The organism is Lonsdalea populi, from assembly GCF_015999465.1.
Taxonomy (GTDB): Bacteria; Pseudomonadota; Gammaproteobacteria; order Enterobacterales; family Enterobacteriaceae; genus Lonsdalea; species Lonsdalea populi.
This window is the reverse complement of sequence record NZ_CP065534.1, coordinates 697,908-712,250: the sequence shown is the minus strand read 5'-3', so window position 1 is coordinate 712,250 and position 14,343 is coordinate 697,908. Positions and strand designations below refer to the sequence as shown.

Sequence of the window (14,343 nt, the reverse complement as noted above, 5' to 3'; positions counted from 1 at the left end):
CTTTTCTGTTGCCAAGGAGATAAAACCAACGTCAGCGCAGCTGGCTGAACGGGCCGGTCAGCGGTTTGGGCAGCGGATAGTCGAGGTCGCCGTGTTTGCTGGTGGTCAATCCCATCCCCACCAGCGATTCAATCAGTTTAACCGCGGCGCTGACGCCGTCGATCACCGGGATCCCCAGCTCATGCGTCAATTCAACGGCCAGATCCGCCATGCCGCCGCAGCCCAGCACTATCGCACCGGATCCATCTTTTTGTTTCGATTGTATACACTGTTCGCGCACTTTCTGTTGCGCCAATCCCTGCCCGTCTTCCAGCGCCAGCACCGGAAGATCGATGGCGTGCAGCGCAGCACAGTGGCGCTCAAAACCATACTGATGCAGCAGGTGTCGCGCGATGATCAGCGTGCGCGGCAACGTGGTGACGATAGAAAAGCGCGTCGCCACCAGCGTCGCCATGTGCATTGCGGCTTCGGCAATGCCGACGACGGGCGCAGTGGCCAGCTCGCGTGCCGCCAACAGACCCGGATCGCCGAAGCAGGCGATGACATGACCGTGTACGCCCTGCGACCGGCCTTGTTGGATCTGCGCCAGCACGCCGAGGGCCGCGATGGCTTCATCGACATGCCCTTCTACCGACGGTGCGCCGTAAGACGCACAGACAGACAGTATTTCGGTGTCTGCGTTAGCGACTCGCCGCGCCGCGGCGTCGATGGTATCCGTCATTTCCCGGCTGGTGTTCGGGTTGATGACCTGTATCACACAGCGGCTCATGCTGGCTCCTGTCCATGAAGGTGGGCGAAGAGGCGGGAGAAATCCGGCGTCACGCTATCGTCGCGATCAAATCGCAGATGGGCGGTGATATCGTCGAAATGACGTTGCATTTCCGATATGAGCACCGCCGTATTTTTGTCTCGCAACAGCGTGATCAAGTGCTGATGATCGTGACAGCGACACCCCTGCTGCCACGGCGCACCGTAGGCGGCGATCACCAGCGACGATCGCAGCGTAAGCTGAGACACCATGCCGGTTAATACCGCATTGCCGGAGATAGCCTGTAGCTGTATGTGAAACGCGGCGGACTGGCGGATCGCCTCCGCGCCGTTCTGCTCCTGATGAGCCCGATCTTCCGCCTGCACCACCTTCTCCAGCGCCTTGTAGTGAGCGGGCCGGCAGTGTTCCGTCACCTGCGGCAGGTTGGCGCACTCCAGCAGGCTGCGGGTGCGGAAGATTTGCCGCGCTTCTTCTATCGAAGGCGTGGCGACCTGTGCACCACGTTTGGGCGCCAGGGTGATCATTTGCACTGCGGCAAGACGCTGCAGCACTTTGCGGATGCCGGTGCGGCTCACGCCGAAGACCTCCGCCAGCGCCTCTTCCGGCAATTTGGTGCCCGGCAGCAGCTGGTGTTCCACAATCGCATTCAGCAACGCGTGATAAATCACCTCGTCCTTTTGCTGAGAAAGCGTTTCGTCTTCAAGACCATAGGTATAGTTCATCACGTTATCCCATCAACATGTCATGGCTAAATCGTACACCTCAACCATCAATTATTGTATACAAAAAATAGATTATGGCCCGAATCATGCAAAACACTTTTTGTATACATCATCGTGTGACGTTGACGTCCGATTATCAAAAGGAACAGATTCCATGCCAGAAAACACCTCATCGAACCGCGCTATGCGGACAGACTACAGCCCCAGGTTATGCAATGAGGATCTCGCGCCGGTGCGGTCGCAGAACTGGTCCTGGTATAACATTTTTTCCTTCTGGATGTCCGACGTGCACAGTATGGGCGGCTACGTCGTCGCGGCCAGTTTCTTTACGCTGGGGCTGGCCAGCTGGCAGGTGCTGCTCTGTCTGCTGGCCGGTATCGGCATCGTTCAGCTGTGCGCCAATCTGATCGCCAGACCCAGCCAGATAAGCGGCGTTCCCTATGCCGTAATTTGCCGTCAGGCCTTCGGGGTTTTCGGCGCCAATATTCCGGCGGTGATCCGCGGACTGATCGCCTTCGCCTGGTACGGTATACAAACCTATCTGGCCGCCAACGCGCTGATGCTGGCACTGCTGAAGTTCTACCCCTCACTGATCCCGCTGACCGAGCATCACTGGCTGGGCCTGTCCGCACTGGGCTGGATATGCTTCGGCATCCTTTGGCTGCTACAGGCCATGGTGTTCTGGCACGGCATGGCGGCCATCAAACGTTTTATCGATTTCGCCGGTCCGGCGGTCTATGCGGTAATGCTGGGGCTGGCCGGCTGGATTGTCTACCAGACCGGCTGGGAGGGCATCTCCTTCACGCTCTCCAGTCAATCGCTGAGCCCCGGCGAACAGCTGTGGCAGATGATCACCGCCGTCGCGCTGGTGGTGTCCTACTTCTCCGGCCCGCTGCTGAACTTCGGCGACTTTTCCCGGTATGGTAAGAGCATGCGCGAGGTTCGTCGCGGCAACTTCTGGGGACTGCCGGTCAATTTCCTGCTGTTCTCCATCGTGACGGTGGTTATCGTTTCCGGTACGCAGTCGCTGTTCGGCAAGATGATGACCGATCCTATCGAAACCGTGAGCCACATCGGCAACGGCGTTGCCGTCGCGCTGGGCCTGTTAACCATGATCATCGCCACCATCGGCATCAACATCGTGGCGAACTTCGTGTCGCCGGCCTTCGACTTCTCCAACTGTTCGCCGCAGCGGATCAGTTTCCGCGCAGGCGGGATGATCGCCGCCGTAGGCTCGATCCTGCTGACGCCCTGGAACCTCTTCCAGTCACCCGAACTGATCCACTACACGCTGGACGTTTTGGCCGCCTTTGTCGGCCCGCTATTCGGGATCCTGCTGGCTGACTTTTATCTGATTAAGGGCGGATGCGTGTCCGTTGACGATCTGTTCAACGCGACTCCGCAGGGGCGTTACTGGTATCGACATGGCTTTAATCCCAAAGCCGTTTTGGCGCTGATCCCCGCCGTCGGCATTTGTCTCTTTATCGGCTTTATGCCGTCGTGGCACGCGGTCGCTAATTTCAACTGGTTTATCGGCGCAGCGCTGGGCGCAGGCTGCTACCGCTTTTTGGCTCGCCATGAACGCAGCCCGGGTTATCCGATTCGCCGCCTGTCTATGCCCGGTGTGGAATAGGGGTTTCGCTGCGAGGCAACCCGAAATTCCGCTCTCCCCCATACAAAAACATCCCGGCCTGAGCCGGGATGTAAGGACGATGTCATACAGGGCATGGAGGCCATCCCCATATCGCGCTTTATTTCAGTTTGTAGATCCCCGCCTGCCACGGTTGCAGATTAAGCACCCTCGCATTGGTTTCAGGTTTTGCTTTTTGACCGCTTTCCAGCAGCGTTTCGCCTATCGCCAGACGATCCGGCAGCGCATAGTCGATCGCTTTTTCCTTGAAGTTGATCACCATCAGGTAGCGTTCGCCCTTCAAGCTGCGGGTATACGCGAAAACGTCGGGGTTTTGCGAGTCCAGATCTGCATATTTACCGTAAACCAGCGCCGGGATGCGGTGACGCAGGGCGATCAGTTCACGATAGTGGTTATAGACCGAATTCGGATTGTCCACCTCGCTCGCCGCATTGATCTCTTTGTAGGTCGGGTTCACTGCGTACCACGGCGTACCGGTCGTGAAGCCCGCGTTATTCTCGGCGCTCCACTGCAGCGGCGTTCTGCCCTGTTCGCGCGAGGTGATGCGAACGTTGTTCAGGAAGACGTCCTCCTTCACTTTGCCGCTGAGCACCAGGTTTTTATAGAACGCTTTGGTTTCAATATCGTTGTAGTCGTCGATGGACTTGAACGGCGCATTGATCATCCCCAGTTCATCGCCCTGGTAGATAAACGGCGTGGCGTGCTGCGTCAGCAGCAGCGTGCCCAGCGCTTTCGCGGATCGTTCACGCCATTCCGGGCGGTCGTCGCCAAGGGTGGAAACGACGCGCGGGTTATCGTGACTGCCGAGGAAGAACGCGAGCCAGCCATATTCGCCGCCGGATTCGTTCGCGTGTTGCACCACTTCTTTCAACTGCGGCAGCACCCAGCCTTTGTAATGCCACTTTTCGCCCGGATAGCGGTAGAACAGCACCGACTCAAAGGTAAAGGCCAAATCCATTTCATGACGACGCTGGTCGACATAATCTTTTAGCGACTCTTGCGGCACGGCGAAGGCTTCGGCGGCGGACACCAAGTCCTTATGATGCGACAGGACGTGATCGTTCATATCTTTGAGATAACGGTGAACATTGGGCCCACAGCCATAGCTCGCCGCGGTGTGGTGCAGTTGCTGCTGGTTCAGGTCCGGGAATCCCGGCTGCTTGGAGATGGTATTGATGGAGTCGAACCGCAGGCCGGACACCCCTTTCGACAGCCAGAACTCCATAATGTCGTAGAGATTTTTTCTGACCTCTGGGTTTCCCCAGTCGAGATCCGGCTGATGTACGCTGAAGTAGTGAAGATAGTACTGATCGGTCTTGGGATCTTTTTCCCACGCCGGGCCGCTGAATAACGACGGATAGTTGTTGGGCTCGCCGCCGTTTTTGCCTTCACGCCAGAAATAATAGCCGCGATACGGGTTATCGGTGGACTCTTTGCTTTTTAGAAACCACGGGTGTTCATCACTGGTGTGGTTAAACACAATATCGATCATCAGGCGCATATTGCGTTTCTTCATCTCAGAGACGAGCCTGTCGAAATCCTCCATCGTACCGAAGTCTTTCATGACCTTTTTATAATCGCGAACGTCGTATCCGCTGTCTTGGTTTGGAGAGTCGTAATGAGGCGTGATCCAGATGGCGTCGATGCCCAGATTGCGCAAATAATCCAGCTTCTCGATCAAGCCGTTGAAATCGCCGATACCATCCCCGTTACCATCCTTGAACGAGCGGAGATAGACCTCATAAAAAACAGCCTGTTTCCACCAGACCGGGTAATCGTCGGAACGCTGGATACCGGCGCCTTGAGGAGAAGCGGCCTCCACAGGCTCCGCCTGAACCTGAGGGACATTTCCGCACAGGGCAATACCTAGACTTATCGCAATCAGCGATGCCAATCTCAGTTTATTCATTTCCATTTTTTCCTTGCGTCAAACAATAAGAAAAACTCAGTTTTATTTCTGATGTTATGGCGAGCGTATATATACAATAGCGTGTTCGAGAATAGCACCGCGGAAATATTTAGACATTAGTTTAATATGAAATAAATACCGCATGACCCTATAACGACGAATTAGTGAAGATAGAAAGAGTGACGGAAATAAATATTATGACGCATGCAATAATCTAATATTTATATTCACTCAAGAAAAACATCCTTGTGATTACCATTGGATTTGCAACAGTCTAGCAGGGAGAATATTGCCGCTCAGGGCGTTGTCAAAAACCAATCAATGAATTGATTTACAACTATTTTTTTAATTTACTCATCATTTTCTTCTCGGCGAGCGGTCGAGATCTCGCCGCACGCGCGGGAACAGCGGAGTCATCCTGGATTTCACCGCCGGCGCCGTCCGTAACATCCCAGTCTCGGGTATTTCCCTGCCGCTCTGGAAATAAATAAAAGGCGATGCATAAGCGACGCCCTTGATATTTTCCGCCCAGTCAATCGCCGCCCCGGCATATAATCATGATGTTCCACTCATTTCGTTACACTTGCTTAACGTTGAGTTCCGATAAAAGAGATTCAGAGAGCGCGTTTATTATTCCCTGGCTATTGATCATGACACGACCGAGGGTCACGCGGCGGCATTCCCCCGACATCGCCGCACGGCTTTTACAGTACGGGTATCCGGTCCTGAATCGCAGGGGTATCGCCATCCGCAGAGCGCCAGAAACGTCGCCGGCTATCTACGGCGACAAAACCGAACGCCGTTTTCGCTCCGTTCCGTCGTTAATGCTCGCCGCGCTCCTGGGCTAGTGGAGACGGCTGACGCATTTGACGTCCGATCGGTTCAGCCGGTAGATCCCGGACTGCCACGGTTGAAGAGTGAGAGAAGTCGCATTATGCGCAGGCGCGCCGTTTGCGCCGCTCTCGATTAACGTGCGGTCGATGGTCATGGACGCCGGCAGCGCGTACCTCACAGGCTGCGCCTTGACGTTGACCACCACCAGATAACGGACGTCATGGGTGGTGCGGGTATAGGCGTAAACGTCAAGGTTTTCGGGAGACAGGTCGGCATAGTGACCATAAATGAGGCCCGGCGTTTGGCGACGCAGAGCAATCAGCGTGCGGTAATAGTTGAAGATGGAGTCCGGCTGGGCGATCTCCTTCGCGGCGTTGATCTCCGTGTAGTTGGGGTTGACCTTGAGCCACGGTGTACCGGTGGTGAACCCGGCGTTGGCCGAAGCGTCCCACTGTACAGGGGTTCTGGCGTTGTCGCGGCTGGTCTGCTTCAGATTCGCCATCATGACGTCCGGCTTGACTTTCCCGGTCGCCACGTAGTCCTGCCAGAAGCCTTTGGCTTCAAGGTCGTCAAAATCCGACATCGATTTGAACGGGTAATTGGTCATGCCCAGTTCCTCGCCCTGAAAAATGAACGGCGTGGCTCGCTGGGTCAACAGCACGGTGGCCAGCGCTTTCGCCGAACGCTCCCGCCATTCCGGGCGATCGTCGCCGAAATGAGAGAGCGAGCGCGGATTATCGTGGTTGCTCAGGAAGAAGGTGTTCCAACCGTAATCGCCCGCGAGATTGTCGTTGCGCGCGATGACCTGTTTGAAGTCGCGCAGCGTCCAATCCCGCCGCAGCCATCGTTGGTCTTTGTCGCGATCCATACGAATCAGGTCGAACGTGAAAATCAGATCCAGCTCTTTGCGGCGCTGGTCGAAGAACAAGGGCACCTGACTCGTCGGCACGCCGAACAGCTCCCCTGCGGTGACGACGTCGTATTGGGTGAATAACTTTTGATGCATCTCCTGGATGTAGCGATGCAGGTTGGGACCCTGAGTGTAGGCTTGGGCGAAGAACATCTGCTCCTCGTCGGTCAGATTAGGAAAACCGGGGATTTTGGAATAGGTGGCGAGCGTATCGAAACGCAGACCCGAAACGCCTTTGTTCAGCCAGAAGCGCTGAATGTCGTACAGCGCATTCCGTACCTGAGGATTATCCCAGTTCAGATCCGGCTGATGTTTGCTGAAGTAGTGAAGATAATATTGGCCGGTCTGCGGATCTTTATCCCACGCGCCGCCGCCGAAGAAAGAACGGTAATTATTCGGCGCGCCGCCATTCTTACCATTCCGCCAAAAATAATAATCGCGATAAGGATTATCTTTTGATTTTCGACTTTCCACGAACCAATGATTTTGATCGCTGGTATGATTAATAACGACATCAATCATTAAACGCATATCGCGTTTTTTCAATTCGGCCATCAGACGATCGAAATCGGCCATGGTCCCATATTCTTTCATTATTTTTTTGAAATCCCGAATATCGTAGCCGCTATCGGTATTCGGTGAATCATAATGCGGCGTCATCCAAATGGCGTTAATACCCAGAGTTTTCAGATAATCCAGTTTTTCAATCAGACCATTGAGATCCCCGATGCCGTCGCCATTGCTGTCTTTGAAAGAACGAGGATAGACCTCGTAAAATACCGCTTCCTTCCACCAGGCCGGAAAATTCCCGGAGCGCGGCACCACCGTCGCTTCCGTCGTCGTTTTCTCGATACCTTCACTCCGAGCCGGATTGATGCCGCTCCACAAGGCTATCCCAAGGCTTATCGCCGCCGACGACATGAATATCAATATCCTCATATCCATTGCTCTCTACATATCCGAGTAAAAAAGATTAATTGACCATAACGGTAATAACGCGAAGTTAAATTTTAAGAGCCATCGAGAATATCATTGTAGAAAAAGCGATTCATCACTTTAATAACCAATAAATAACAGGCATATAATTCTATTTTCACCGGATAAATGAAATATATTCATATTTCACAGATGTATTTATACGTATCGATAAGCACACGCACGAGTCTTTAATATTAATAGCGAGGTGAATTAACGTCGCTCGCCTTGCCCGATTATCGCCCCGACGGTTATTTCCGCGAACGCATCGCCGACGGAATATAACCGGTTTGAATCTCTTCGTTGAAAAGAACGAAACGAAAAATATCCCCTTTATTACCCATTAATAATATCAACTGCGGGAAGATAACGAAATTTACCATTGGGGCGACATCGACCACGCCCGGCGCTGAAAAACCGCTCATAGTGCATTGCTATTTTAACGCAATTCGCTAAGGCCGTACCGATCGGCGCACCTCTTTTTCACCAAAAAGCAGAGCGTTGCCGCACTATTTTCCGTCGCTGACATAAATATGGAAAAGCGCAAAATCGCGACAGTGGAAATATAGGATTTACGCGGATCGCGTAATGCGTCACAAACAACACAATGATTTGATTTTACACGTAGAAATTTTTTATTAATATTTCTAATACTTTTTGATAAAGGATATTTTCCGCCTGTTTTTGACATCAAAAAAACACGTAAAAAACCAAAGATTCCGAAGGCGGGAAATTCCATAAAATGACTTAATGGGTTGCCTCAGATATTCATTATGTTAGGGTGTACGGCTGTTTTATCGTTACCAGGGCAGATCTATAGCGCATAGCATCAAAGCAATATCGTCACTATAGGAACTAACCAATTTCATGGCAATTAAACTTGAAGTAAAAAATCTCTACAAAATATTTGGCGAACATCCTGACCGTGCATTCGGGCTGATGGACAAGGGCTTGAATAAAGATCAGGTGTTTGAGAAGACCGGACTCACGGTCGGTGTCGAAAACGCCAATCTGGCCATTGAAGAAGGCGAGATATTCGTCATCATGGGATTATCCGGTTCTGGAAAATCCACGCTAGTACGCCTTCTCAATCGTCTGATAGAACCGACGCGCGGTCAGGTGCTGATCGACGGCGAAGATATCGCCCGAATCTCTGACGGCGCCCTGCGTGAAGTTCGCCGCAAAAAGATCAGTATGGTGTTTCAGTCGTTCGCGCTGATGCCCCATCTGAACATCCTCGACAATACCGCGTTCGGTATGGATCTGGCGGGCATCCCCAAAGCAGAGCGGGAGCAGAAAGCGCGCGACGCCCTGCAGCAGGTCGGACTGGAAGCCTACGCGGCATCCTATCCTGACGAGCTGTCCGGCGGGATGCGTCAGCGTGTGGGCCTGGCTCGCGCACTGGCCAACGACCCGGACATCCTGCTGATGGATGAAGCGTTTTCGGCGCTCGACCCCCTGATACGTACCGAAATGCAGGATGAGTTGGTCAAGCTGCAGTCTCGTCAGCAGCGCACCATCGTGTTCATTTCCCATGACCTCGACGAAGCCATGCGCATCGGCGACCGTATCGCCATCATGCGCAACGGCGAAGTGATTCAGGTGGGAACGCCGGATGAAATTTTGAACAACCCCGCCAACGACTACGTGCGTACCTTCTTCCGCGGCGTCGACATCAGCCAGGTGTTCAGCGCCAAAGACATCGCGCGCCGTCGACCGGTCGCTATCATCCGTAAATCGCCCGGCGTGGGGCCGCGTTCCGCGTTGGCCATTTTGCAGGAAGAGGACCGGGAATTCGGCTATGTGCTGGAGCGCGGCCAGAAATTCATCGGTATCGTATCGATCGAATCGCTGAAAGAGGCTCACAAGAAGCAATTGCCGCTGGATCAGGCGCTGCTGTCCGATCCGGTTCCGGTTCCCGCCGATATGCCGCTCAACGAGCTGATTTCCCTCGTGGCACAAGCTCCCTGCGCCATACCTGTCGTCGGTGAAAACAATGAGTACATGGGCATCATCTCTAAAGGGATGCTGCTGCAGGCACTGGATAAAGAGGGCTCTCTGAATGACTGATGCGACTAATCCGTGGGAAACCTCCACGACCGCTGAACAAGCCGCCCAGCAACCGGCCGCCGCGCCGCAGGCCGATCCTTGGGGCGCGGCTCCCGCCCCGACCGATGGCGGCGGAGCTGACGCCTGGGGCAATGCCGCTCCGCCCGCCGGCGGCACCGACGTTCCCGCCGGGAGCACCGACTGGCTGAGCAGCGCGCCGACGCCGGAATCCGAGCACTTTAACCTGCTCGATCCGTTCAAACATACGCTGATCCCGCTGGATAGCTGGGTGACGCGCGGCATCGACTGGTTGGTGATGCACTTCCGCCCCGTATTTCAGGGCGTGCGCGTGCCGGTCGATATTATCCTGAACGCCTTCCAGCAATTGCTGATGGGCATGCCGGCACCGGTCGCGATCATCGTGTTCTCGCTGCTGGCCTGGCAGGTCTCCCGCTTCGGCATGGGGATGGCGGCGTTTATCTCCCTAATCGTGATCGGCGCGATCGGCGCATGGTCCCAGGCGATGGTTACGCTGTCTCTGGTGTTGACCGCCCTGTTCTTCTGCGTCCTTATCGGCCTTCCCATGGGAATTTGGCTGGCGCGCAGCGAGCGGGCCGCGAAGATTATCCGGCCTCTGCTGGATGCGATGCAGACAACGCCTGCGTTCGTCTATCTGGTGCCAATCGTCATGTTGTTCGGCATCGGCAACGTACCGGGCGTGGTGGTCACTATTATCTTTGCGCTGCCGCCCATGGTGCGTCTGACTATTCTGGGGATACGTCAGGTTCCCGCCGACCTGCTGGAAGCCGCAGAGTCGTTCGGCGCCAGCCCGCGTCAGATGCTGTTGAAAGTTCAGCTGCCGCTGGCGATGCCGACCATTATGGCCGGGGTCAACCAAACGCTGATGCTGGCGCTGTCGATGGTGGTGATTGCCTCGATGATCGCCGTCGGCGGTCTGGGACAGATGGTACTCCGCGGTATCGGCCGGCTCGATATGGGACAGGCCGCAATCGGCGGCGTTGGGATCGTCATTCTGGCCATCATCCTTGACCGTCTGACCCAGTCTCTGGGCCGCGACAAGCGCAGCCGTAACAATCAGCGCTGGTTCAACAGCGGTCCTATCGGTCTGCTGGCCCGTCCTTTCATCAAGTCTTAATACTCAGCCCCTCGTGACCGGCTGCGGTCGGTCACGTCAAGATAACTCATCATAATGACAGGGGACGCCACGTGTCCCCGACACCAACAAGAGGAATTTTTATGCATAAAACAGGCATAATGACGTTTGCCCTGACCGTAGTACTTAGTACCTCTCTCGCGGCAGCCGAACTTCCGGGCAAAGGCGTTACCGTACAGCCGATCCAGAGCACACTGACGGAAGAAACGTTCCAGACAGAGCTGGTGAACAAAGCGTTGGAAAAACTGGGCTACGACGTCCAGCCGACGCGCGAAGTGGACTACAACGTCGCTTACACCTCTATTGCCGCTGGCGACGCGACCTTTATGGCCGTTAACTGGGATCCGCTGCAGAACGACCAGTACAAATCCGCAGGCGGCGACGCCAAATTCTTCCGCCAGGGGATTTATGTCTCCGGCGCGGCTCAGGGTTACCTGATCGATAAGAAAACGGCGGAGCAGTACAAGATAACCAACATCGCTCAGTTGAAAGATCCTAAAATCGCCAAGCTGTTCGATACTAATGATGACGGCAAGGCCGATCTGACCGGTTGTAATCCGGGCTGGGGCTGTGAAGCGGCTATCAATAACCATCTGAAGGCCTACGGCCTGACGCCGACGGTGGAACATAATCAGGGTAATTACGCGGCGATGATCGCCGATACCATCACCCGTTTCCACGAAGGTAAGCCGATCCTGTACTACACCTGGACGCCATACTGGGTCAGCAACGTACTGGTGCCGGGACGTGATGTCGTCTGGCTGCAGGTTCCTTTCTCCTCCCAGCCGGGAGACATGAAAGGCGTCAGCACCAAACTGGCTAACGGCGCCGACTACGGCTTCCCGGTGAACAACATCCGCATCGCTGCCAACAAGGCGTGGGCAGAGAAGAACCCGGCTGCGGCCAAGCTGTTCTCCAGCATGTGGCTGCCGGTTGCCGATGTGAGTGCGCAGAACCAGCGTATGCACGCCGGTGAGTCGTCTGAAGAGGCCATTAACCGTCACGTTGACGGCTGGATTAAAGCCCACCAGAAACAGTTTGACGCGTGGGTTGACTCCGCACGCGCCGCCGTGAAGTAAATCGTGCTTTGGAGCGCCTGTTCCATCAGGCGCTCTTCTTCCCTTTATTTCTCTCGGCCTTTTCGCGACACATATCCCCCTTGCAATCGATTTTCTGGCTTCCCGCCGACCTCATCATTCCAACCCACGCCCTCGTGACAGCAATTACTCATGCTGGAATTATTACGCGTGGAATTGACGCAAGGGTGGTATCAGTGGGAGATCTGTCCGATACTACCAACCTGTAGCCTTAACAAATAGTTAACCATTTCATGAACACCGCCGTACCACGAAACAAGACGTTAAGCCCTACGTTAACCCTTTTGATGTCCGCCGCCACCGGTCTGATGGTGGCGAGCAACTACTACGCTCAACCTCTGCTGGATGCCATCGCCAATGCCTTCATGCTTTCCCCCAATCAGGCGGGTTTTATCGTCACCGCAGCCCAGCTTGGCTATGCCGTGGGCCTGCTTCTGCTAGTACCGCTGGGAGATATGCTGGAGCGCCGGGGGCTGATTGTGGGCATGAGCCTGCTGTCCGCCGCTGGCATGTTGATTACCGCATCATCGTCGTCACTGTGGGTGATGATACTCGGCACTGCATTGACCGGGATGTTCTCCGTCGCCGCGCAGGTCCTGGTGCCGCTGGCCGCGACGTTGGCCTCGCCGGAAACCCGGGGTAAAGTGATCGGCACCGTGATGAGCGGCCTCCTGCTGGGGATATTGCTGGCCCGAACGTTGGCGGGCGCGCTGGCGTCGCTGGGCGGATGGAGGATGGTTTACTGGGTCGCGAGCGTTCTGATGATCGCCCTGTCCCTGCTGCTGTGGCGCGCACTGCCTCGTTATAAACAAGACAATCAACTGAATTATCCGCAGTTGCTGTCTTCGATTTTCCATCTCATGATCACGTACAAGCCGCTGCGCATTCGTTCCATTTTAGGCGGCCTGACTTTCGCGAACTTCAGCATTCTGTGGACCTCTATGGCGTTTCTGCTGTCCGCGCCGCCGTATCGTTACTCCGAAGGCGTTATTGGCCTGTTTGGATTAGTCGGCGCCGCAGGAGCGCTGGCCGCAACGCGAGCCGGACGCCTGGCGGACCACGGACATGCCAGAGCGGTCATGACCGTCGGCCTTGTCGTACTCGCGCTGTCGTGGCTGCCCATCGCCGCGGGCGTTCACTCCATTCTGCCGTTGGTGATCGGGATTCTGGCGTTGGACCTGACGGTTCAGGGCGTGCATGTCACCAATCAGAGCATTATCTATCGCGACATGCCTGAGGCCCGTAATCGTATTACCTCTGGTTATATGACCGCCTATTTCATCGGCGGCGCGCTGGGCTCGATGTTATCCGCCATGATGTTTCAGTACTTCGGCTGGCTGGGCGTTTCCGCTGCGGGTTTCCTAACCAGCCTCACCGCCCTGCTGGTCTGGTGGTATAACAGAAACGACGTTTCTTAAATCGCTGACCGCCCCTATCGGACCTCTTGACCCGACAGGGGAGTTCCACAAATCTCCTTCTTTAGATAATTTCTTCTTTTTTTGTCAAAAAAAATTGCATGAAATAGGAGAAAAACACATAAATATCAACAAAATAATTTTGCAAGTGCTTTCGTCTCTCCGCTTTTTTACCGCTTTTGATACTTTCCATCATTTACCCAAGTAATAACCCGCGTTACTATACAGGAAGTGATTAATGAGGTTGACATAAATGGAAAGTTCGTTTGCACCAATAGAAAGTATGCTGCGTATGCGCGCCACTCGCCATCCCGACTTCCCGTATAAGGAAGTGACGATGCTTCGTCTGTTTCTACATTTGCAGACAAAAATACTGGAGCACCGTAATCGAATGCTGAAGGAACAGAACATTAATGAGACGCTGTTCATGGCATTGCTTACGCTCGAATCGCAAGAATCTTATAGCATTCAGCCTTCTGAGCTCAGCGCCGCGCTCGGTTCATCACGCACCAACGCCACGCGTATTGCGGATGAACTGGAAAAACGCGGTTGGATTGAGCGCCGGGAGAGTGAAAGCGACCGACGTTGTCTGCACTTGTTCATGACGGAAAAAGGGAAGGCTTTTTTGAATGAGTTACTCCCGCCGCAACACTACAGCCTGCATCAGCTATGCTCTGTCCTGGATGACGAAGAGCAGCTCGAATTGGAAACATTGATGCGTAAACTGCTGGGACGCCTTGACGAAATTGAGAAAAGCATGTCGTCTTAGTTATACACCATCATCATAAGTCAGCTCCATGCCGCCCTACACGGAAGTTTACCGGCACCAGGCGAACCT

12 protein-coding genes are annotated in these 14,343 nt (G+C 54.6%); 7 read left to right on the top strand and 5 right to left on the bottom strand.

Features of this window, described 5'->3' with window-relative positions:
- Nucleotides 1–31: 31 nt before the first annotated feature.
- Entirely contained in the window at nucleotides 32–769 is a 738-nt protein-coding gene (locus tag I6N93_RS03280; protein ID WP_085688272.1) for an aspartate/glutamate racemase family protein, read from the bottom strand.
- Nucleotides 766–1,491: a GntR family transcriptional regulator gene (locus I6N93_RS03275; protein WP_085688270.1), complete on the bottom strand. Its 726-nt coding sequence runs from the start codon at nucleotides 1,489–1,491 to the stop codon at nucleotides 766–768. The genes I6N93_RS03280 and I6N93_RS03275 overlap by 4 nt, the downstream gene beginning before the upstream one ends.
- Before the next feature lie 154 nt (nucleotides 1,492–1,645).
- Between I6N93_RS03275 and I6N93_RS03270 the strand changes: the two genes are divergently transcribed.
- Nucleotides 1,646–3,124 carry an NCS1 family nucleobase:cation symporter-1 gene (locus I6N93_RS03270; protein WP_085688268.1) on the top strand — a complete coding sequence of 493 codons (1,479 nt, stop codon included), beginning with the start codon at nucleotides 1,646–1,648 and terminating at the stop codon, nucleotides 3,122–3,124.
- Between the two features lie 118 nt (nucleotides 3,125–3,242).
- Here the strand turns inward: I6N93_RS03270 and I6N93_RS03265 are convergent, their stop codons facing one another.
- Nucleotides 3,243–5,051, bottom strand: coding sequence for a glycoside hydrolase family 13 protein (locus I6N93_RS03265; protein ID WP_085688357.1), 1,809 nt, complete (start codon nucleotides 5,049–5,051; stop codon nucleotides 3,243–3,245).
- Nucleotides 5,052–5,701: 650 nt separating this feature from the next.
- Here I6N93_RS03265 and I6N93_RS03260 point away from each other — a divergent pair.
- Nucleotides 5,702–5,899: a hypothetical protein gene (locus I6N93_RS03260; RefSeq protein ID WP_139829932.1), complete on the top strand. Its 198-nt coding sequence runs from the start codon at nucleotides 5,702–5,704 to the stop codon at nucleotides 5,897–5,899.
- Here I6N93_RS03260 and I6N93_RS03255 read toward each other — a convergent pair.
- Entirely contained in the window at nucleotides 5,896–7,716 is a 1,821-nt protein-coding gene (locus I6N93_RS03255) for a glycoside hydrolase family 13 protein (RefSeq protein WP_085688266.1), read from the bottom strand. The two genes, I6N93_RS03260 and I6N93_RS03255, sit on opposite strands and share 4 nt — an antisense overlap.
- Before the next feature lie 305 nt (nucleotides 7,717–8,021).
- Nucleotides 8,022–8,195 (bottom strand): hypothetical protein, encoded by a 174-nt coding sequence (locus tag I6N93_RS03250; protein WP_167459599.1) that lies wholly within the window; start codon nucleotides 8,193–8,195, stop codon nucleotides 8,022–8,024.
- A gap of 442 nt (nucleotides 8,196–8,637) precedes the next feature.
- Between I6N93_RS03250 and proV the strand changes: the two genes are divergently transcribed.
- The 5 genes from proV (at nucleotide 8,638) to mprA (ending at nucleotide 14,274) form a co-directional block, all read left to right on the top strand.
- Complete coding sequence (gene proV / locus I6N93_RS03245) at nucleotides 8,638–9,840, top strand: glycine betaine/L-proline ABC transporter ATP-binding protein ProV (protein WP_085688264.1); 1,203 nt, start codon at nucleotides 8,638–8,640, stop codon at nucleotides 9,838–9,840.
- Nucleotides 9,833–10,975 carry a glycine betaine/L-proline ABC transporter permease ProW gene (gene proW, locus I6N93_RS03240; protein WP_085688262.1) on the top strand — a complete coding sequence of 381 codons (1,143 nt, stop codon included), beginning with the start codon at nucleotides 9,833–9,835 and terminating at the stop codon, nucleotides 10,973–10,975. The genes proV and proW overlap by 8 nt, the downstream gene beginning before the upstream one ends.
- Before the next feature lie 101 nt (nucleotides 10,976–11,076).
- Nucleotides 11,077–12,072 (top strand): glycine betaine/L-proline ABC transporter substrate-binding protein ProX, encoded by a 996-nt coding sequence (gene proX / locus I6N93_RS03235; RefSeq protein ID WP_085688260.1) that lies wholly within the window; start codon nucleotides 11,077–11,079, stop codon nucleotides 12,070–12,072.
- Nucleotides 12,073–12,323: 251 nt separating this feature from the next.
- Nucleotides 12,324–13,508 carry an MFS transporter gene (locus tag I6N93_RS03230; RefSeq protein ID WP_085688258.1) on the top strand — a complete coding sequence of 395 codons (1,185 nt, stop codon included), beginning with the start codon at nucleotides 12,324–12,326 and terminating at the stop codon, nucleotides 13,506–13,508.
- A gap of 250 nt (nucleotides 13,509–13,758) precedes the next feature.
- Nucleotides 13,759–14,274, top strand: coding sequence for a transcriptional repressor MprA (gene mprA / locus I6N93_RS03225; RefSeq protein WP_085688256.1), 516 nt, complete (start codon nucleotides 13,759–13,761; stop codon nucleotides 14,272–14,274).
- Nucleotides 14,275–14,343 lie beyond the last annotated feature (69 nt).